Raw genomic sequence first — 21,091 nt, 5'->3', positions numbered from 1 at the left:
AGGTTATGCCTTTCGGTCAGATGGAAAATTGGCTGAAAGGCTCAGTTACAAAGATTTATATAGGATATTCAGCCATGTCAAACCACAATGTTGCACTTCAATTTGAAGATGGCGTTACACGTTTTATTTCTGTTTCAGATGGTGAAACACTGTCAGATGCAGCCTACCGTCAAAAGATCAATATTCCTTTGGACTGCCGTGATGGTGCTTGTGGAACGTGTCGTGCGTTTTGTGAATCAGGTTCTTATGACATGCCTGAAGAAACTTATATTGAAGATGCTTTAACACCTGAAGAAGCCGCTGAAGGCTTTATTCTGGCTTGTCAGTGTAAACCGACTTCAGATTCAGTTTTCCAGATTCAAGCCTCTTCAGAAGTCTGCAAAACTGAAATTCATGAATTCCAGGGTACGCTGGCGCGTGTAGAAAACCTGTCTGACTCGACTATTACTTTTGATATCCAGTTAGATGAAGGTCAACCAGACATTCACTTCCTGGCAGGTCAATATGTCAATGTCGGTATTCCAGGTACGACCGAAACCCGTTCATATTCATTTAGCTCAAAACCGAGTGACCGTTTGACCGGTTTCGTAGTACGTAACGTACCGAACGGCAAAATGAGTGAATTCTTAAGTAAAAATGCCAAAGCTGGCGACAAGATGACTTTTACCGGTCCATTTGGTAGCTTCTACCTGCGCCCTGTGACCCGTCCTGTCTTGATGCTGGCGGGTGGTACAGGTATTGCACCATTCATGTCAATGCTGCAAGTGCTGGAAGAAAAAGGTTCAGAACACCCAGTGCGTTTAGTATTTGGTGTGACCAATGATTTCGACTTGGTTGCCATTGAAAAACTGAACGAACTGCAAGAAAAATTCCCGTGGTTCGAATACCGCACTGTAGTAGCAAATCCGGAATCTGCACATGAGCGTCAAGGCTATGTGACCGGTCATATCGAAAACGAATGGCTAAATGGCGGTGATGTAGATGTCTACCTGTGTGGCCCTGTACCAATGGTTGAAGCGGTTCGCGGCTGGCTGGATGCTGAAGGCGTAAAACCTGCAAGCTTCCTGTTTGAAAAATTCTCTGCCAACTAATAGAGGGAATTTGTTCAATGTCTAATCGTCAAAGATTTGAAAATAAAGTCGTAATTGTGACTGGTGCCGCGCAAGGCATCGGTCGCGGTGTCGCGCTGCAAGTGGCGAGCGAAGGCGCTCAAGTCGTCATGGCTGACCTTTCCCCTTATGTGGAAGAAGTTCTGGCTGAAATTGAAGCGACTGGCGGTGATGCGATTACCGTGAAAGCCAATCTGGAAACGTTTGCTGGTGCCCAGTCAGTCGTTGAAAAAGCGCTAGAAACCTATGGCCGTGTCGATGCGTTAATCAACAACGTGGGTGGCGCGATCTGGATGAAACCTTTCGAAGAATTTTCTGAAGAGGAAATTATCAAGGAAGTGAACCGTTCATTGTTCCCGACGCTGTGGTGCTGCCGTGCAGTACTTCCGGAAATGATTAAAAATCAGAAAGGTACCATTGTAAACGTATCTTCTATTGCGACACGCGGCATTAACCGTGTGCCATATTCGGCATCGAAAGGTGGTGTGAACGGCCTGACCGCTTCCCTCGCCTTTGAACATGCCAAAGATGGTATCCGTGTCAATGCAATCGCGACGGGTGGTACTGAAGCACCACCCCGTAAAGTACCGCGCAATGCCAATCCACTGACTGAATCTGAAAAGGAATGGATGCAGCAAGTGGTTGATCAGACCATTGACCGTACGTTTATGGGACGCTACGGTACGATTCAGGAGCAAGTGAATGCAATTGTATTCCTGGCTTCCGATGAATCATCTTATATGACAGGTACAGTGGTACCGGTCGGTGGTGGAGATCAGGGCTAGTCCTGATCATCACGATTTTTAACAGGCTCATGGTTCGACGCAAGGAGGCACATCACCAATGAACATCCTGTTTCAGACATTAAAAAATGATTGGTCAATTTCAGCAACTGTTGCAGGATTCTTAGCAGTGCTGATTTCCTATTCAGGGCCACTGATCATTTTTTTCCAGGCGGCACAGCAAGCCCAGGTTTCCCCGGACATGATGATTTCATGGATTTGGGGAATTTCTATTGGTGCCGCACTCGCAGGTATCTTTTTATCGATTAAATACAAAATACCTGTCGTTACCGCCTGGTCTGCACCCGGAACAGCTTTATTAGTCACGCTGTTTCCCGATATTTCGCTCAATGAAGCGGTTGCTGCCTATATCACCTCTGCCGTGGTGATTTTTTTCATTGGGATCACCGGTTATTTTGATAAATTGCTGTCCTGGATTCCTCAGGAAGTCGCTGCCGGAATGATGGCAGGGATCTTATTGCAGTTTGGTTTAGGGCTGTTTACCGCGACCGATACCATGCCCTATATCGTCTTTGGCATGCTGGCGGTATTTTTGCTGGCCAAGCGTTTCAGTCCACGCTATGCCATGGTCTGGGTACTGGTTGCCGGTGTGGTTTTAAGTATGTTACTGGGCAAGATTAACCCGGTCACGGCAGATTTTAGTCTGGCAATTCCGCAATTTATTGCACCGGAATGGACCTGGAGTTCAACCCTGAATCTGGCCCTCCCCCTGATTCTGGTCAGCCTGTCTGGTCAGTTTTTACCGGGAATGGCCATTATCAAACTCAGTGGTTATGACATGCCAGCCAAGCCGATCATTAGTGCGACCAGTATTGCCTCGCTTGCAGTGGCCTGTGTAGGTGGTATCACGATTGTATTGGCTTCGATCACGGCTGCATTGTGTTTAGGCAAAGACGCACACGAACTGAAAGAAAAGCGTTATATCGCTGGTGTGGCGAATGGGCTTTTTTATATTTTAGGCGGCTTATTTGCCGGCAGCATTGTCATGCTGTTTAGCCTGATGCCGAAGGAATTAATTGCGGCTTTGGCAGGACTGGCATTACTGGGTGCGATTGCCACCAACATTTCCGTGGCTATGGGCAAAGAGTCGCAACGTGATGCAGCACTGATCACCTTTTTAGCGACTGCTTCCGGCATGCATTTCTTGGGGCTGAGTTCAGTCTTTTGGGGAATTTGCATTGGCCTGGTAGCACATTTTCTGCTGTCACAGAAAGACCGTAACGCAGTTCCGGTTACAGCATCAGATTCAAAACGAGTTTAAAGACATCCATCAGTTTAGGATATGTAAGGACCAGATTATGATAGATAAAAGTTCATTATCATTGAAAGAAGCACTCTCCCAGATCAAGGACGGTTCTACCATTATGATCGGTGGTTTCGGTACAGCGGGTCAGCCTGCTGAACTGATTGATGGTCTGATCGAATTGGGTATTAAAGACCTGATTATTGTCAACAACAATGCCGGTAATGGCGATTATGGTCTGGCAAAACTGCTTAAAGCGGGCGCTGTTCGTAAAATCATTTGCTCTTTCCCACGCCAGTCTGATTCCTGGGTCTTTGACGAACTTTATCGTGCTGGAAAAATTGAGCTGGAACTGGTGCCGCAAGGTAATCTGGCTTGCCGTATTCAGGCAGCAGGTATGGGCTTAGGTCCAATCTATACCCCAACCGGTTTTGGTACCTTGCTGGCTGAAGGCAAACCAACCTTGAACTATGAAGGCAAAGATTTTGTCCTGGAAAATCCGATTAAAGCTGACTTTGCTTTAATTAAAGCTTCTAAAGGCGATCGTTGGGGCAATCTGGTCTACCGTAAATCTGCGCGTAACTTTGGCCCGATCATGGCGATGGCGGCTGATGTGACGATTGCTCAAGTTTCTGAAGTGGTTGAACTGGGTGCACTGGATCCGGAACACATCATCACCCCGGGAATTTTTGTTCAACACGTTGTTCAAGTTAAACCTGCACAATAATTGGCATCGGAGATAAATAATGAGCTATAGCAAACTGACCCGTGACCAGATCGCTGAACGTGTGGCACAAGACATTCCTGATGGTGCTTATGTCAACCTGGGCATCGGCTTGCCAACCAAAATTTCCAGCTACCTGCCTTCAGATAAAGATGTATTCCTGCATTCTGAAAATGGCCTGTTGGCTTTTGGTCCTCCTCCTGCTGAAGAAAACCGTGATCCAGAGCTGATCAATGCTGGTAAAGAATTCGTAACCTTACTGGAAGGGGGTTCATTCTTCCATCATGGTGATTCCTTCGCGATGATGCGTGGCGGTCATTTAGACATCGCGGTATTGGGTGCCTTCCAGATTGCTGAAAATGGTGATCTGGCCAACTGGCATACTGGCGCACCGGATGCGATTCCGGCTGTGGGCGGTGCAATGGATTTGGCTGTGGGTGCCAAGAAAGTTTTCATCACCACCGATCACGTCACGAAGAAAGGCGAGCCAAAAATTGTGGCTGAACTGTCTTATCCGGCGACTGGTTTGAAATGTGTGGATCGTATCTATACCGACCTGTGTGTGATTGATATCACCAGCGAAGGCATGAAAGTGATTGAGAAAGTCGAAGGTCTGTCATTCGAAGAATTGCAGTCATTGACTGGCGCCAAGCTGATTGATGCGACTCAAAACTAATTCATAAATCCTCCCTAAATCCCTCCTTTATTAAAGGAGGGACTTTCACCCTTTAAATTCCGGGAAAAACGCCTCCCTTTAGTAAAGGGAGGTTGGGAGGGATTCAAAGATTTGGAAAGTAAAAACATGAAAAACGCATATATTATCGATGCCATCCGTACCCCATTCGGCCGTTATGCCGGTGGCCTCGCGCCTGTCCGTGCAGATGACTTAGGTGCACTTCCAATCAAAGCCTTAATAGAACGTAATCCATCGGTGAACTGGGAACAGGTCGATGATGTGATCTATGGCTGTGCCAACCAGGCCGGTGAAGATAACCGTAACGTCGGTCGCATGTCTTCGCTGCTTGCAGGCCTGCCTTATCAGGTTCCAGCAACGACCGTAAATCGCCTATGTGGTTCATCAATGGATGCAATCGCAATGGCAGCACGTGCGATTAAAGCCGGTGAAGCCAATCTGATCATTGCCGGCGGTGTAGAAAGCATGTCGCGTGCCCCATTCGTGATGGGCAAGTCAGAAACGGCGTATGGCCGTAGCCAAAAGATTGAAGACACCACCATGGGCTGGCGTTTCATCAACCCGAAACTGAAAGAAATGTACGGTGTGGAAACCATGCCGCAAACCGCTGAAAATCTGGCGGAGCAGTTCAACATCAACCGTGCAGACCAGGATCAGTTTGCCCTGACCAGCCAGCAACGTACTGCAGCAGCGCAGGCCAAAGGTTTCTATAAAAATGAAATCATTCCTGTGGTGATTCCGCAGCGTAAAGGCGAGCCGATCGTTGTGTATACTGATGAACATCCACGTGCATCTACCACTGCAGAAGCTCTGGCAAAACTGAAGCCTGTGGTGAAAGCAGAGGGGACGGTAACGGCGGGTAATGCTTCAGGGATTAACGATGGTGCAGCTGCCCTGTTGATCGCGTCTGATGAAGCAATTGCTCAACATGGCTTAAAACCACGTGCCAAAATTATTGGTTCAACCGTCGTTGGTGTTGAACCACGTATCATGGGCTTTGGTCCAGCACCTGCCATTAAGAAATTACTGGCGCAAACCGGTCTGACTTTAGAGCAGATGGATGTGATCGAGCTGAATGAAGCTTTTGCAGCACAAGCTTTGGCTTGTACTCGTGACCTTGGCATTGAAGATGGTTCAGAGAAAGTCAATCCGAATGGTGGTGCAATTGCTTTGGGCCATCCACTTGGTGCATCTGGCGCACGCTTAGTCACAACCGCACTCAACCAGCTGGAACAAACTGGCGGTAAATACGGTCTTTGTTCAATGTGTATTGGTGTCGGTCAAGGCATCGCTTTGATTATTGAACGCGTCTAACAACCTATTAAAAAGATAAACCTCCTCCCTGAATGTAGATTCAAAGTACTGCTTTGAATCAAATGCAAGAAAGGGAGGTCGGGAGGGATTTCAATGCCAACATTTACATCCAACGATGCCCAGATCAATTACCAGACCTTTGGTGATGCCAGCAAACCTGCCCTGGTTTTTTCTAATTCATTGGGTACTAAATTCAGCATGTGGCAACCACAAATTGAATTTTTCCAGCAAGACTATTTTGTCATTTGCTATGACACTCGTGGTCATGGCGCTTCCTCTGCACCACAAGGTCCGTATAGCCTGGACCAGCTAGGACAGGATGTAGTGAATCTGCTGGATCACCTGAACATCCAGAAAGCCGCTTTCTGTGGTATCTCGATGGGCGGTTTAACCGGTCAATGGTTAGCGATTAACAAGCCTGAACGTTTTAGCCACGTGATTATTTGCAATACTGCTGCCAAGATTGGTCAGGAACAAGCCTGGCTGGAACGTGCCGCGTTGGTGCGTGAACAAGGTCTGGCACCGATTGCATCAACTGCAGCATCACGCTGGTTTACCGAACCCTTTATCCAAAGCAACGCAGCGACAGTTGCAGAACTTTCAAACGACCTTGGAGCTGGCAGCCCGGAAGGTTATGCAAGTTGTTGCGAAGCTTTGGCTAAGGCGGATTTACGTGAACAGATCAAAACGATTTCAGTGCCGGTACTGATTGTGGCCGGTCAGCAAGACCCCGTAACGACTGTTGCAGATGGTCAAGCCATGCAAGCTGAAATTGCACAAAGCCAGTTGTTTGAAATCAATGCCTCGCACATTTCCAATGTGGAACAACCTGAGGCCTTTAATCAGGCGGTTCAGAAATTTATCGCAGCTTAAACAATAAATGCAAAGAAAAAGCCACTGTTGATCAGTGGCTTTTTTATACTTAGATTTAAAAAATTAGTGCTGCATCAGGCCCAGATTACTAGAATCGCCGCAATCACTACCAAGCCTAGTCCCCAATGCTCCGCACGTGCCAGTTTATCTTTAAAGAAATATGCCGAAATCAGCATACTAAACAGAATCTCAATTTGTCCTAAGGTTTTCACGACCGGCACACTCATCATGCTCATGGCAGTAAACCAGCCGAGTGATGCCATAAAACTGCACACACTCACCTTAAAAGTTAAGCCCAGACGCTGCCACATGGCCACTAAAGTCTGGCGACTGAATATGCTGAGATAAAGCAGCATACTAATACACTGAAAACTGATCACCATTAACAACACCCAGGCCGCACGATGCAAGGTTGGTAAAGTGCTTAATTCCAGACTGGCTTCGCGTACCAGAAGCGAGGTAATGGCAAAACTTAATCCACTGCCAATCCCGATCGCCAATGTTCTCGCTGAAAACCCGCTGACCTGTTGGCCTTTACTCAATAAAAATACCGCATATCCGCCCAGCGCCACACCAATCCAGGCCAAAAATGACAAATGATCTGCTAAAAAGGTCACGCCAATAATGGCTGCAAGAATGGCTTCACTTTTCGCCAGCCCCACCCCAACGGCATAATTTTTTTGCTTGAACAGTTGTACCATCAGCGCCGTAGCTAAAATCTGACTGCAACCCGCAATCACCACATAGACCCAGAACTTGGGCGTGAAGTGAATCACACTTTCAACTGGCTTGAAATAATACAGGCTGCTCAGGTAAAGCACAGCGAATGGCAAACCGAAAATAAAGCGTGCCAGGGTGACTCCCCACACATCGACCGTGGTGCTGAGCTGTTTTTGAAAGGCGTTGCGCCAAGCCTGCATAAATGCAGCAATTAAAGTGAAAAAAATCCAGCTGAATGCCATCTACTGATCGCTATTACTACAAAAGTGAAATAATTCTATGCCTTAACAAAAGCGCTGACTAATTAAAAATAGGATGCTGGCCGATAGCGGAAAGTTTGGCTTATATTAAGGAACGAGTCGGCTAACTGAATACAATATGATCTGATAGCGATCTAAAAACATGAAAATGGTACTAATTTTGCTTATCAAGCCTAGCCAGGCTGATAGATGTCATGTGGATTTATTTTATATGTTTAAAGTATGCAATCAGACCTGAAGTGCAATTGAGCTCTTTTTTACTTTGCTCCAGTATGAAATACAAAATAACAGGTATTCATCATTGAAGGCGAATATCCCCTGTACCAGATCGCCGGATGCTATCTCAGGTAAGGAATGAGAATGACCAGTTTAAATTATTATCAGACCATTTTTAATAAGGCGGGTGATGCCATTTTTGTGCATGATACTGACTTCTGCATCACAGTTTTTGCAACGGATGGCATCTTCACCAATGCCTTCGACATAGCTTGCAGGCTGCTCTGTACCACATGCGCTACAGTATTTCACCACAAACGGGGCGCTGTGGTAACGCCCTTCAACAAAGCTCATGACCCCTGAAGACGTCGCAATCAAGGTCACTTTCATTTTCTTGATTTTAAGTGCAACGGCGTCACCCACTTCTGTACCTTCAATAAACACAGGCAATGTCACTTCATGAACACCCTGGAATGCAGGGGTAATCATTGGACCCCAACAGCCCGGAGGCGTACCGGTTTTTAAGGTTCCGCCATTTTTCAGTGAACCGAGCATGCGCTGGCTAAGACCGACAATCCCGCCAGAAAATTCATTGACCAGCAGATAGTCCACTGCATTATTACTGCCTGCTGCATAGTCTTGGTTTTCAATCTTCATCGTATTACCCCTATAGTTTTAAATAATTGTCTGTTTAAAATGGAACTGTGATATCAAGTGCGAATTTCTGACCCTCAGGCCGGTTTTCCACATCAAATTCTTTCTGGTATTTGGCGGCAACTGCGATGCCTTTAGCGAATTGGTAGCACACTTGCGGACCAATACTGGCTGCTTTTGCCTTGAAATCGCCTAGTACGGCTCCTTCACCGGAGTCACCTTCAAGCTGGCGATGCACATAACCACCTAGACCGACTGCCAGAGGTCCCATGTGCTTGGCAACGATGTAATCCACATGCAAGGCATTACCCGACTCATAACTGGTATCTTTATTTTCAAAGTTGATGTCATACATCCACTTGGTGCTGACTTCGATGCCTTGCTGGTTCAGATAAGTTGCAGAAACAATCGGTTGAATGGTGTAGTAATTACGCCCGATATTGGCGAGGCGGTTTTTGTTATATGAACCGATTGGGATATAGAAATCGACACCCGTTGCGACATGCCAGTCACCGTTGTGCCAGCCCAGCAGAAATGGATCGATAATCACATCACCCAATGCAGTTTTTTCATCTTGCCCACCGCCCAAAGTAATGTCGGCATTGGCATAGACCAGAAATGCGTGCATACCCCATGTCGCACCTAGAAAGGTCTTGTCACTGACATACACACCACGCGCGACTGTGGCAAAGGTATCCAGTTTGAAATCATCAAATACCGGATGATTATTTTTGAATTTGTCTGCTGAATAAAACTGGTTATAGCTCACCAGATAGGTGCCCGGTGGTAGCATTGCGCCCCCTAGGAAACTTTCAGTCCCATCCGGATAGGCACTACCGCCATTTTCAGCTGCAAATGCGAACGGTGCACAGCTGATCAGGCTTGTGGTGAGTACCACTGATTTCAGATATTTGCTTAGCATTTACAGCTTTCCCCTAGTCTTCAAAGTCTTTAGTTGCAGGGCTTTCGAAGCCTCAAGCGCATGACTTAATCTAGACCTGAAACATGGCAGGGAAATATAAGGACGAATCTGTGTTTAGATAGGTAAAACCTGGAGATAGCTAGCTGAAACTGCGCAGTACTCTAGGTGTTTGTCTGGAGAAAATTTAGGTAAACGGCACATTGTTATAGGTGAAACCACCTATAAAATGGTTAGAAAATAGCCATTTTTGGAAAATTTTGGAATATAAAATTATGCCTGATCGCCTTTCATTTTTCTTTTAACAATCCGGATAATCCTTTCGCATCGGGATAAAGCGGATTCCATGTTCTTCAGTATATTTTCCCGTTTCCACAAAACCAAAGCGCTTGTAAATATCCAAGGCATAAAGACTGGATTTTACCGTAATACTTGAATGGCCTTGACGGCGGATCTCGCTTTCTAAAAAGCGCCACATTTGCCGGCCATAACCCTGCCCCTGATAGACTTGGTTCAGGAAAAAATGCATGAAGTGTGCAGGTTCCATATAAGCCACGACGCCTATCACCTGATACTCTATTTCTGCCACAAAATAATGAATGTCCGGACGCTCGAAAATAGTCTGGATCATCTCAGGCTGAAAGCGCTGGCGACCTTCTTCTGAACTGATCACGGCATCGACAAAGGGCGCAATCACATCGACAATGGCACGAGTATCCTGAAGATTGGCTTTTCTAATTTTCATGTTTTTTTAAATTTCTCTTTATTAAGTTGTATACGTTAAAAATTTATTTTTCTTAAAAGTTATCTGCTTTAGCTGTTCTTGAATAGACTTCCCCAAAATTCAAAAACAGGTCGGAATATTCGGTAATATCCTTCAATACGCCTTGTCCGTATTTTAAGACGGCAACTCACTCTATTTAAAAAACCTATTTATTTAAAAGCTTGTTTAAATATACTTTTTTATTAAAACAAAGATTCAATTGATGTTTCATTTAATATCAGGCAGCCTGTCTTTACAATTCATCCATATAGAATTTTCAATGAAATTTTTATGATGTTTCTTTATCAGGAAGAAATTTAGGTAGGCATTCTGAACCTTTTTGGGTGTTCATCATCGATAAACATTTTAGCATTTTAGGTCGTTCGCTTCCCTACAGGGAGTTTAATGAAACATTTTGAATGTGCCGTCTGCAAGCAACAGCTGTTTTTTTACAAATCAGTTTGTGATCACTGTCTGTCACCGATCGGTTATATTGCTTCGGAAAAAGAGCTGTGTGCATTCGAAAAACAGAGTGCTGAGCGATGGGTTCCAATCGCCAAGAACTACCAGCATGCCAGTTATAAACCCTGTCACAATTATGTAAATTATCAGGTATGCAACTGGATGATCCCCAGCGATGAAGACGAGGAATTTTGTGAATCCTGTCAGCTGACTCATGTCATTCCTGATCTGGAAAATTCCGAGAACCTGATTTACTGGTTTCGGCTAGAAGAAGCCAAACGCCGTTTTCTGTATTTGGCACAGCGCATGAACATGATGCCACGTCCTAAAAAGTCTGAAGATGATCCATTTGGTCTGCGTTTTGATTTTCTACTGCCCCAAGAAGATAAGCCTGTTTTAATTGGTCATGCCAATGGGGTCATTACCCTAAATGCAATTGAAGCCGATGTGGTTTATCGTGAAACCACACGCGTGAATATGGGTGAAAACTACCGGACTTTATTGGGTCATTTTCGTCACGAGAGTGGCCATTATTATTTTGCGCTCATGCAACATATGCATCCGGAATTGCTAGATGAATTCCGTCAGTATTTTGGCGATGAGCGGCAGGATTATGGCAAGGCACTTGAACGCCATTATAATGAAGGCGCGCCAATCAACTGGCAGGAAAAGTACATCAGTGCTTATGCTACCGCCCATCCCTGGGAAGACTGGGCAGAAACCTGGGCGCACTATCTGCATATGATGGAAACACTGGAAACTGCTTACTATGGTGGTATGCGTGTTGAAGGAAATGGCAGCTATCTGGCCAGCATGGATTTTAAAGAATGCCCGATTGGTGGACAGGATTTTGAACATATTCTGGAAAACTGGGTTACCTTGACCTTTAATCTGAATGCCTTAAACCGTTGTATGGGCCTGGAAGATGCCTACCCGTTCAAGCTGAGCGAAGCGGTTAAAGACAAGTTACGATTTATTCACCGGCATGTGCTGGAAAAAGTTTTTAAATAATCCAAATGATGTTTAAACGATAAGAACTGGATGAAATTAAATGAATAAAGCCCGTATACGACGGGCTTTATTTTATGATCAATACGATTAAAAGTTTTCAAGCAATTTTCATTGAACCGGTTTCTTCAAATTGAGCATGCCAAGACAAGGCTTCATTCAATAAATGCGGGGTCTGGCCACCACGCGCACAGGCACGCTCAAAATAATGATTTAAGCTTTCGCGGTAATGCGGATGAGCACAGATATCAATGATCTTGCGGGCACGTTCACGCGGTGCCAAACCACGCAGATCTGCCAAGCCTTGCTCAGTCACCAGAATATCAACGTCATGATCGGTATGGTCAGTATGGCTCACCAGAGGAACGACTGAAGAAATTGCACCACCTTTAGCATAGGATTTGGTCACAAAGATGGCAATATGCGCATGACGGGTAAAATCTCCCGAACCTCCAATACCGTTCATCATCTTGGTACCAGTAACATGGGTTGAATTCACATTTCCATAAATATCAAACTCAAGTGCAGTATTAATCGCAATAATACCAAGCCGGCGAATCAGTTCGGGATTATTGGAAAGTTCCTGTGGACGCAAGACAATTTTATCTTTGTACTGATCAAAATTGTTCATCACCCGTGCGGCACAGTCATCGCTCAGAGTCATGGAACAGCCGGAAGCAAAGGTCATCTTGCCTGAATCGATAAGCTGGAAAGTACAATCTTGCAGGACTTCAGAATACACTTCCAGATGATTGAAATTAGAATGTTCAAAACCTGCAAATACTGCATTTGCCACGGAACCTACTCCGGACTGCAGCGGTCCCAGATTTTCAGGTAAACGTCCTGCGGCGACTTCATTTTCAAAGAATTGAATTAAGTGGCTGGCAATCGCCAGCGTTTCTTCATCCGGCTCATCCATTGCGAAAGAAGTATCCGGAATCTCGTTGATGACAATCGCAGCAATTTTTTCAGGTGCAACATGGATTCCGATTGTACCTATCTTATCACTGGCTTGCGTCAAAGGAATCGGACCACGATTTGGACGGGCTTGTGGCAAATAAATATCGTGAACGCCTTCCAGCACAGGATTAATCGTCGTGTCGATTTCAATAATGACCCGGTCTGCCATTTCGATGAAATTTGCAGAATTTCCGCAAGAGCCTGTTGGAATAATCTGACCGTCTTCAGTGATGGCCGTTGCGGCAATTATAGCTACATTAATTGCCGGCAGGTTTTTATGACGGATATTATCGGCCAGTTCAGAAAGATGCTGATCGACATACATCACTTCGCCCGCATTAATCGCTTTACGTAAAGAAGGGTCTGCCTGATAAGGATAACGGCGGGTTATGACGTTTGCTTCATTGAGTTTCCCATCAATCCGGTTGCCCAGACTGGCACCTGTCGCCAAGGTAATATGGATTGGATGCTTCTGTGCATATTCAGCCAATGCCAAAGGCACAGTTTTCGCTTCACCTGCCCCACCAAAACCGCTTAAACCAATTACATCGCCGTCTTGAATCAGTTGTAGTGCTTTTTCTACAGATACTACTTTATCTTGTAATGGGAGCAAACGAATGCGCTCTAAACCGTTCATAAAAAATCTCAAAAATATAAAATAAAGAGACGTTTGCTCCTGGCCAACCAGGAGCATTACCGTCTAAATCAATCAATAATTAATTTTGCTGCCCAAGCATGGGCTAATGAATGAACTTAGACCAGTTCCACAGCAATCGCAGTCGCTTCCCCACCACCGATACATAAGGACGCAATCCCTTTCTTGCCGCCCGTACGTTTTAAGGCATGAATCAAGGTCACAATAATACGAGAGCCAGAAGAACCCAATGGATGACCAAGTGCACAGGCACCACCATTAATGTTCACTTTTGCTGGATCAAGTTTAAAGCCATCAATGGCTAACATAGTGACCATGGCGAACGCTTCGTTGATTTCCCAAAGGTCAACCTCCTGAGCATCCCAACCCGTTTTTTTCAGGACTTTTTCAATCGCACCCACTGGTGCAATGGTGAATTCTGAAGGATGCTGCGAATGGCTGGCATAGGCCACAATATTAGCCAGCGGCTTTAAGTTGCGCTGTGCAGCAATTTCACTAGAAGTCACGACTAGTGCCGAAGCACCATCAGAAATGGAGCTGGCATTTGCCGCAGTAATGGTGCCGTCTTTTTTGAACGCTGGACGCAGAGTTGGAATTTTGTCAACCTTGGCATTTAAAGGCTGTTCATCCTGTTCCACCACCACATCGCCTTTACGGCTACTGACAGTGACCGGTACGATTTCATCTTTAAAGAAACCTTGCTGCACCGCCGTCACGGCTTTATTTAAGGAACCAATCGCATAGTCATCCTGCTGCTCACGCGTATAGCCTTTTTTATCCGCCATTTCCTGAGCAAGAATTCCCATCGACAGGCCTGTTTCCGCATCTTCCAGACCTTCCTGGAACATATGATCAATGACCTTTCCATGCCCCATACGGAATCCGGCACGTGCCTTGTCCATCAAATAGGGTGCGTTCGACATCGACTCCATACCGCCAGCCACCACAATCTCTGCTGAACCGGCTTTGATCGCATCTGCTGCCTGCATCACGGCTTTCATACCAGAACCACAAATTTTATTAATCGTGGTCGCCCCCGTGGAATCCGGTAGACCCGCCTGACGCATGGCCTGACGTGCCGGACCCTGTTTTAAACCAGCAGGAAGAACGCAGCCCATAATCACTTCATCAATATCATTGGCCGACAGACCTGCACGTGCCACTACTTCTTTAATTGCCACAGCACCCAAATCTGGCGCGGTACAGCTTGACAATGAACCTTGAAAACTGCCCATCGCGGTACGTACTGCATCTACAATTACGATCATTTTAGTTTCATCCTTTTTCATCATTGTTATCAACCCTACATAGCCAAAGCACTGTAGGGCTGGTCCTTCGCAATCATTGCGGGTTAAGCCTGTGCGGTAAAATATGCTTCAGGCAATTGCATGACCAGTTCCGCACCGGCCTGAATACGCTGGATTCGTGCACTCAAATCCGGAAGTACTTTGGCAACATAGTAGTTGGCCAGTACCAGTTTGTTCTGGAAGTAACTATCGTCTTTGGCTGCGGCGGCTTTGCTAATCCGCGCATACATATAGACAAAGCTGAGCAGCCCAACCGCATGTAAATAATCGACAGCAATCGAATTAGCAAAATCAGGGTTCAGCTTAGACTGCTCGACGATGAATTTAGTGATATCTTCAAGTTGCTGGCAGGCTTCTAATGTCGCCGTTTTAATCGTCAATGAATCATGTAAATTTTGGGCAAATTCACGGATTTCAGCAATATATTCCGCGATATAAGCCCCATTACATTTGGTGGTTTTACGCCCAATCAGGTCAATCGCCTGCACGCCATTGGTGCCTTCATAAATCTGTGAAATACGCAGGTCACGAATACACTGTTCCATGCCCCATTCACGGATATAACCATGACCACCGAAGCACATTTGCGCTTCCAGTGCAGAATCCAGTGCCTTGTCGGTCAAATAAGCTTTGGCGATTGGCGTTAACAGCGCCACACGGTCAGTCGCTTTACGCACCGCTTCAGGGTCGGTTGAGTATTTGGTAATATCCAGTTGTTGACCTACATACACCGCAAACGCACGTGAAGCTTCATTGTTAGCACGTACATTGAGCAGCATACGGCGTACATCGCCATGGACTAGAATTGAATCGGCTGGTTTTTCTGGAGATTTTGCACCAGTTGATGCACGGCCCTGTAAACGGTCCGTCGCATATTGTGCCGCATTCTGGTAGGCAAATTCTGCTGCACCAATGCCCTGAATTCCCATAGACAAACGTTCGTAGTTCATCATCACGAACATGCCGGCCAGACCTTCATTTTCATTGCCAACCATATAGCCCTTGGCGCCGTCAAAGTTCATGACGCAGGTCGCCGAGCCTTTAATTCCCATTTTATGTTCGATTGAACCGGCAGATACTGCATTACGCTCACCCAGTGATCCATCTGCATTGATCAGGAATTTCGGCACAATAAATAATGAAATACCACGTGAACCTGCTGGTGCATTCGGAGTTTTTGCCAGCACCAGATGAATGATATTTTCACTCAGATCATGCTCACCGCTGGTAATAAAAATTTTGGTACCGGTAATATTGTACGAACCATCTTCATTCGGTTCAGCTTTGGTCTTGATAATGCCAAGATCTGTGCCGGAATGTGGTTCAGTCAGACACATAGTGCCCGACCATTCACCCGTATAGAATTTTGGTAAATAAGTTTCTTTCTGTTCCTGTGAGGCGCGGTCACTGATCGCCATACCTGCACCCACAGTGAGTAGTGGATAAAGCATGAAAGATGGATTGGTGCTCCAGATCATTTCATCCGCCAGAACCGTGAGCATTTTCGGCATGTTTTGCCCACCCCATTCTTCAGGAGCACCCAAGCCCACCCAGCCACCTTCGGCAAACTGTCTGAAAGCTTCTTTAAAACCTTTTGGTGTCGTCACTTCACCGTTTTTAAACTGAGCACCACCTTCTTCATCAGCAGGACGATTCAGGTCAAGAATGACATTTTTAGAAAATTTGGCCATCTCTTCCAGAATTGCATTTGCCGTCGCCATATCTAAATGTGCAAGATTTTCATTACCTTGCCAAAATTGTTCAGCTTGGAATACATCATTTAAAATAAATTCCATGTCTTTTAGCGGCGCATTATAAATCGGCATTTTTAAATTCCTTAAAGGGTGATACTCAATCCTGTTGCCAAATATTTTCTAATTTTCATTAGAATCCAAGCGGGCGATTTTAAAATCGTGATATCCAATTCTTGCAGTATTAAATCTATATCTAGATTCATAAAGTTGCCTTGACAATCACGTCTTCATGTTCAGTATAAGTGACTGAATATGCCAGCTTAATATTGATCTACTTTCCGTACTAAACCCGGATAAATATGGGCTTAAAACAGTCGAAGGATTTAGCTTCGTGCGCTGAAACAATAAAATAATTATACTGAAAATGGAATTTTATTTAGCAAAGTTGATCTCTAGGGTTCAGTTTTCTTGACAATATTTCTGGCTGCTCAGCATCGCTATTTTTATTTGTCAGCAGTTGCTGCATAAATATACAAAATGAGATAAATATCACGACCTTAGTTTTATAGCCATCGCGTGCAAAATTGCATATTCTTGAAAGGTTCTTTTTCGAAAAGTATGGACCAAGAAGATGACGACTGTAAGACAGCAGAACTTCCTTCTTCGTAAAGAGAAGATCCTCAGCATGGCGGAAAACCTGCTACTGGATAATAATCAGGACATTACCCTGAGTGAGCTGGCCAGTGAACTGGACATCGCAAAAGGAACCATCTACAAACATTTTAAAAGCAAGAACCAGTTATATTTAGAACTGATTATTCTGAATGAAAAAAGAATTCTAGAAATATCAAAAAAGCATAATAACGATATTAAAAATTATGTTTCACAATATATGCTCTATCACATGCTCAATTCAAACCGAACCATCCTGTTGCATGTCATTGAAGAGCGTTTAACCAATAACGAGAAAAATTTGAAAGAATTATTTCAGGAGCTTTATCGTATTCGTGAAGAACGGATTATCCGGATTAAAGACATCACCCATGATTATCTGGTGGCTTTAGAAAGTGCCATGTCGATTCGCGATTATTTGTCTTATATCTGGACAGTCACCTATGGCGCTTCGCTGTTATTAAATTCGACCAATTACCAAAAAGCGATTGGGTCACGTGAACGTCTGATTAAGCTGTATATTAATCAGGCGCTGATGACGCCAGATAAAATCTCATCGGTATAATCACTAAAATAAAAAATGCCTGATTCGATCAGGCATTTTTTATTTGGCTGTATGATTTCATATGATCATTAAGAGTGATCTAACACGACAACGATCAGGCTGCCACAGGCGGGAAACCATCTTCGGTTAAAGCTGCAACAATCTCAGACTCACTGACTGTCGATTCAACTTCAACCAGCTTAGTCGCCACATCAATATTCACAGTAGCATTTTCATCCAGATCTTTAATCGTAGCCGTGACACTGCGCGCGCAGCCACCACAGGTCATGTTTTCAATACGGAATTTCATGTTTAGCTCCATAGGATCGGTTTAAAGTTTATAGGATTCAGCAGACTATATTTAACCTAAATTTAATTGAAGATCAGGTCAGTGCTGCTCAGGAATGATACCCTGTTCAATCTGTTTTAAAATCTGGCAATCGGACTGTTCATTGCCGGCACACTGCTCAACCGATTGCTGTAAAATTAATAGCATATGCTGCATATCGGCAATTTTCTGTTGTAAAAACTGGATATGTTTTTGTGCCAACTGTTTGACCTCACTACTTTGGCGTGAGCTGTTCAGCCACAGGCCGAGTAATTCTTTCATCTGCTCTGAAGAAAAGCCCAGTTCACGTGCATGCTGGATAAAACTTAAGGTTCTAATGTCCGCGTCACTATAAACCCGATAACCTGTATCACTGCGTTTCGGAGCGGGCAACAAGCCGATTTCTTCATAATAACGGATCATTTTTGCAGAGATGCCGGACCGTTTTGCGGCCTGACCAATATTCATCATACTGACTCCTTAAACTGCACCGGTTGATAGGCTCTTAATCTCAAGGCATTACTAACCACAAACACGGAGGACAATGCCATCGCAACTGCGGCAAACATTGGCGATAACAAGATGCCCCAAAATGGATAAAGCACACCTGCAGCAATCGGGATTAACGCAATATTATAGACAAAGGCCCAAAACAGATTCTGTTTGATATTGCGCATGGTTGCCTGGCTTAAACCAATGCCCGTAGCTACATGCTGTAAATTGCCTGACATCAGCACCACATCAGCAGCTTCAATCGCGACATCGGTGCCGGTACCAATCGCCATACCAACATCGGCCTGTGCCAATGCCGGTGCATCATTGATTCCATCCCCGACAAAAGTGAGCACGCCGTATTGCTGCTGGAGTTGTCGTACTGCATCGACTTTTTCATGTGGTAAGACTTCCGCAATCACCTGATCAATTTTCAACTGTTTGGCGATCGCCTGTGCGGTATGCTGGTGATCCCCGGTAATCATCGCCACTTTGAGGCCTTGGTCATGCAAGGCCTGAATCGCGCTATAAGTGGTCGGTTTAATCGGATCGGCTACGGCAATAATTGCAGCCAGCTTTTGATTAATCGCTACATATAAAGGACTGCGGCCCTGATCACCGAGCTTTTGTGCAGTGTCTCTAAACAGATCGACATTTAAGCCCAAGTCCTGCATCAAACGTTCTGCACCAATATGCAGCTGCTGACCGGACACCTGTGCTTTGACCCCAGCACCGGTAATCGAATCAAAATCCGTCACTTCACTCAGTTGCAGTTCTTGCTCACGGGCAGCCTGAACAATAGCGTGGGCAATCGGATGTTCAGATTTAGCCTCCACTGAAGCGACTAGCTGTAATACCTCTTGCTGATTAAAATCTGCTGTAACTTCAAAGTCGGTCAGAAGCGGTTTTCCTTCAGTCAAGGTTCCAGTTTTATCCAGCGCGACGACTTTGGTTTGCTGCAATAACTGCAATGCTTCGCCCTTACGGAATAGCACGCCCAGTTCTGCTGCACGGCCAGTTCCGACCATAATTGAGGTAGGAGTCGCCAGTCCCATCGCACATGGACAGGCAATAATCAGTACGGCGACTGCATTTACCAATGCATAGGTCAGATTCGGCTCAGGCCCAAACAGGAACCAGACCATAAAGGTCAAGGCCGCCAGTGCCATAACAGCCGGCACAAACCATAAAGTCACTTTATCGACCACGGCCTGAATTGGCAGTTTTGAGCCTTGTGCCTGTTCTACCATCTGAATAATCTGCGCCAGTACCGAATCCTGTCCGACCGCAGTGGCCTTGATTTTCAAGGTTCCGTTCTGGTTTACTGTACCGCCGACCACCTGATCGCCAGCCTGTTTGGCCACAGGCAAAGGTTCACCGCTAATCATCGCTTCATCAATATAACTTTGTCCGGCAACCACTTCACCATCGACAGCGACTTTTTCACCCGGACGAATTTCAATCAACATTCCTTGTTGCACATCGGAAATTGCCAGATCAACCCAGTGATCATTCTGTTCTACCCGTGCCGTTTTCGGTTGCAAGCCGACTAGATACTGAATCGCTTCCGAGGTTTTACCTTTGGCTTTGGCTTCCAGATAACGCCCCAGTAAAATCAGCGCGACAATAACGGCGGCCGCTTCAAAATACACATGCACAGTGGACTGCGGTAACAGCTCCGGAAAAAAGGTCGCAATACATGAAAAGCCATATGCGGCAATGGTTCCAACGGCCACCAGCGAGTTCATATCCGGTGCCAGACGCAATAGTGCCGGAATCCCATGCTGATAAAAACGCCGTCCCGGAATAATCAGCACCAAAGTGGTCAGTACAAACTGCAGATACCAGCTGTTCTGGGTTCCCAGCGTATGGGCAATAAAATGATGAAATGCCGGAATCAGATGCGAGCCCATTTCCAGAATAAATACAGGTGCTGTCAGAATGACTGCAAGCCATAAATCTCGTTTCAGTTGTGCCGTTTCATTGGCTTTCTTTTCCTGAAAAGCATCATGGCTATCTGTCGACATATCCCTACCAGATTTTATGGTGGCCTGATAACCGGCTTTCTCCACCTCAGCAATCAAGGCCGGAATCTGGGCATGCGAGGCCTTCACCCAGGCAGTTTCGGTGGCCAGATTGACCTGTGCTTCGCTGACACCTTCTACTTTTAATAAAGCTTTTTCCACACGTTCCACACATGAAGCGCAAGTCATGCCTTCAATCGTCAGTTCAATCCGGTCGCTCTGAATATCAAAACCGGCTTTTTGTACGGCTTGAGTCAGCTTGGACAATGGTACGGAATTAATCGCACTCACATGCGCCTTTTCAGTGGCCAGATTCACTTGTGCATCCAGCACGCCCTCCACTTTTTTTAGGGCTTTTTCTACGCGAGCCACACAGGATGCACAGGTCATGCCTTCAATGTTCAAATCAAACTGTTGCGTCGGTACATCGAAACCGGATTTTTCAATTGCTTGAACCAGCGCAGCGGCAGCAATCGGCTGCTGGCTTTTAATAAAAGCTTTTTCAGTCGATAGATTGACAGACGCCTCGACCACGCCTTCAATTTTTTTCAAGGCTTTTTCCACCCGAGCGACACAGGAGGCACAGGTCATACCGCCAATCTGCACCTGCTGCTCATATAAGCGGTTGCTGTCTTGTTCTACCATGCCCATCT

At 45.5% G+C, this 21,091-nt stretch carries 19 protein-coding genes; 9 read left to right on the top strand and 10 right to left on the bottom strand.

Features of this window, described 5'->3' with window-relative positions:
• Positions 1 to 74 precede the first annotated feature (74 nt).
• The 7 genes from benC (at position 75) to pcaD (ending at position 6,760) form a co-directional block, all read left to right on the top strand.
• Positions 75 to 1,091 carry a benzoate 1,2-dioxygenase electron transfer component BenC gene (benC, locus tag BFN00_RS04215; protein WP_071850572.1) on the top strand — a complete coding sequence of 339 codons (1,017 nt, stop codon included), beginning with the start codon at positions 75 to 77 and terminating at the stop codon, positions 1,089 to 1,091.
• 17 nt (positions 1,092 to 1,108) lie between these two features.
• Positions 1,109 to 1,894 carry a benzoate diol dehydrogenase BenD gene (gene benD, locus BFN00_RS04210; RefSeq protein ID WP_005106868.1) on the top strand — a complete coding sequence of 262 codons (786 nt, stop codon included), beginning with the start codon at positions 1,109 to 1,111 and terminating at the stop codon, positions 1,892 to 1,894.
• 58 nt (positions 1,895 to 1,952) lie between these two features.
• Positions 1,953 to 3,173, top strand: a complete 1,221-nt coding sequence (benE, locus tag BFN00_RS04205) for a benzoate/H(+) symporter BenE (RefSeq protein ID WP_071850565.1) — start codon at positions 1,953 to 1,955, stop codon at positions 3,171 to 3,173.
• A gap of 37 nt (positions 3,174 to 3,210) precedes the next feature.
• Positions 3,211 to 3,882 carry a 3-oxoacid CoA-transferase subunit A gene (locus BFN00_RS04200; protein ID WP_004647044.1) on the top strand — a complete coding sequence of 224 codons (672 nt, stop codon included), beginning with the start codon at positions 3,211 to 3,213 and terminating at the stop codon, positions 3,880 to 3,882.
• A gap of 19 nt (positions 3,883 to 3,901) precedes the next feature.
• Positions 3,902 to 4,555 (top strand): 3-oxoacid CoA-transferase subunit B, encoded by a 654-nt coding sequence (locus BFN00_RS04195; protein WP_071850564.1) that lies wholly within the window; start codon positions 3,902 to 3,904, stop codon positions 4,553 to 4,555.
• Between the two features lie 126 nt (positions 4,556 to 4,681).
• Positions 4,682 to 5,887, top strand: a complete 1,206-nt coding sequence (pcaF, locus tag BFN00_RS04190; protein WP_071850563.1) for a 3-oxoadipyl-CoA thiolase — start codon at positions 4,682 to 4,684, stop codon at positions 5,885 to 5,887.
• Positions 5,888 to 5,980: 93 nt separating this feature from the next.
• Positions 5,981 to 6,760: a 3-oxoadipate enol-lactonase gene (gene pcaD / locus BFN00_RS04185; protein WP_071850562.1), complete on the top strand. Its 780-nt coding sequence runs from the start codon at positions 5,981 to 5,983 to the stop codon at positions 6,758 to 6,760.
• 74 nt (positions 6,761 to 6,834) lie between these two features.
• Here pcaD and BFN00_RS04180 read toward each other — a convergent pair whose 3' ends face one another.
• The 4 genes from BFN00_RS04180 to BFN00_RS04165 all read right to left on the bottom strand — a co-directional run bounded on the left by BFN00_RS04180 (position 6,835) and on the right by BFN00_RS04165 (position 10,274).
• Positions 6,835 to 7,722 (bottom strand): EamA family transporter, encoded by an 888-nt coding sequence (locus BFN00_RS04180; protein WP_071850561.1) that lies wholly within the window; start codon positions 7,720 to 7,722, stop codon positions 6,835 to 6,837.
• A 387-nt stretch (positions 7,723 to 8,109) separates the two neighbouring features.
• Complete coding sequence (locus BFN00_RS04175; protein WP_143115416.1) at positions 8,110 to 8,613, bottom strand: acetamidase/formamidase family protein; 504 nt, start codon at positions 8,611 to 8,613, stop codon at positions 8,110 to 8,112.
• 34 nt (positions 8,614 to 8,647) lie between these two features.
• Entirely contained in the window at positions 8,648 to 9,532 is an 885-nt protein-coding gene (locus tag BFN00_RS04170) for a SphA family protein (protein WP_071850560.1), read from the bottom strand.
• 298 nt (positions 9,533 to 9,830) lie between these two features.
• The gene (locus tag BFN00_RS04165) at positions 9,831 to 10,274 is read right to left on the bottom strand and encodes a GNAT family N-acetyltransferase (protein ID WP_071850559.1); all 444 of its coding nucleotides are present in this window, start codon (positions 10,272 to 10,274) and stop codon (positions 9,831 to 9,833) included.
• Positions 10,275 to 10,697: 423 nt separating this feature from the next.
• On the opposite strand from BFN00_RS04165, the gene BFN00_RS04160 reads away from it, so the two are divergent.
• Positions 10,698 to 11,765 carry a zinc-binding metallopeptidase family protein gene (locus tag BFN00_RS04160; protein WP_004647052.1) on the top strand — a complete coding sequence of 356 codons (1,068 nt, stop codon included), beginning with the start codon at positions 10,698 to 10,700 and terminating at the stop codon, positions 11,763 to 11,765.
• A 97-nt stretch (positions 11,766 to 11,862) separates the two neighbouring features.
• Here the strand turns inward: BFN00_RS04160 and scpC are convergent, their stop codons facing one another.
• From scpC to BFN00_RS04145, 3 genes are all read right to left on the bottom strand, one after another.
• The gene (scpC, locus tag BFN00_RS04155) at positions 11,863 to 13,359 is read right to left on the bottom strand and encodes a succinyl-CoA:acetate CoA-transferase ScpC (RefSeq protein ID WP_071850558.1); all 1,497 of its coding nucleotides are present in this window, start codon (positions 13,357 to 13,359) and stop codon (positions 11,863 to 11,865) included.
• 116 nt (positions 13,360 to 13,475) lie between these two features.
• Entirely contained in the window at positions 13,476 to 14,645 is a 1,170-nt protein-coding gene (locus BFN00_RS04150) for a thiolase family protein (protein WP_071850571.1), read from the bottom strand.
• Between the two features lie 83 nt (positions 14,646 to 14,728).
• Entirely contained in the window at positions 14,729 to 16,510 is a 1,782-nt protein-coding gene (locus tag BFN00_RS04145) for an acyl-CoA dehydrogenase C-terminal domain-containing protein (RefSeq protein ID WP_071850557.1), read from the bottom strand.
• Positions 16,511 to 17,009: 499 nt separating this feature from the next.
• Here BFN00_RS04145 and BFN00_RS04140 point away from each other — a divergent pair, with 499 nt between their 5' ends.
• Complete coding sequence (locus BFN00_RS04140) at positions 17,010 to 17,615, top strand: TetR/AcrR family transcriptional regulator (RefSeq protein ID WP_071850556.1); 606 nt, start codon at positions 17,010 to 17,012, stop codon at positions 17,613 to 17,615.
• A gap of 94 nt (positions 17,616 to 17,709) precedes the next feature.
• On the opposite strand, the gene BFN00_RS04135 is transcribed toward BFN00_RS04140, so the two are convergent.
• The 3 genes from BFN00_RS04135 to BFN00_RS04125 all read right to left on the bottom strand — a co-directional run bounded on the left by BFN00_RS04135 (position 17,710) and on the right by BFN00_RS04125 (position 21,089).
• Positions 17,710 to 17,904, bottom strand: a complete 195-nt coding sequence (locus tag BFN00_RS04135; protein WP_005100179.1) for a heavy-metal-associated domain-containing protein — start codon at positions 17,902 to 17,904, stop codon at positions 17,710 to 17,712.
• Between the two features lie 78 nt (positions 17,905 to 17,982).
• Complete coding sequence (cueR, locus tag BFN00_RS04130) at positions 17,983 to 18,393, bottom strand: Cu(I)-responsive transcriptional regulator (RefSeq protein WP_171260757.1); 411 nt, start codon at positions 18,391 to 18,393, stop codon at positions 17,983 to 17,985.
• Positions 18,390 to 21,089 (bottom strand): heavy metal translocating P-type ATPase, encoded by a 2,700-nt coding sequence (locus tag BFN00_RS04125; protein WP_143115415.1) that lies wholly within the window; start codon positions 21,087 to 21,089, stop codon positions 18,390 to 18,392. Before BFN00_RS04125 ends, cueR begins: the two co-directional genes overlap by 4 nt.
• Positions 21,090 to 21,091 lie beyond the last annotated feature (2 nt).

Origin of the sequence: Acinetobacter sp. AR2-3, assembly GCF_001878775.1 — a bacterium.
Taxonomy (GTDB): Bacteria; Pseudomonadota; Gammaproteobacteria; order Pseudomonadales; family Moraxellaceae; genus Acinetobacter; species Acinetobacter lwoffii_D.
Note: the sequence above shows the minus strand (reverse complement) of the source record. Positions and strands in the feature narration are given on the sequence as shown.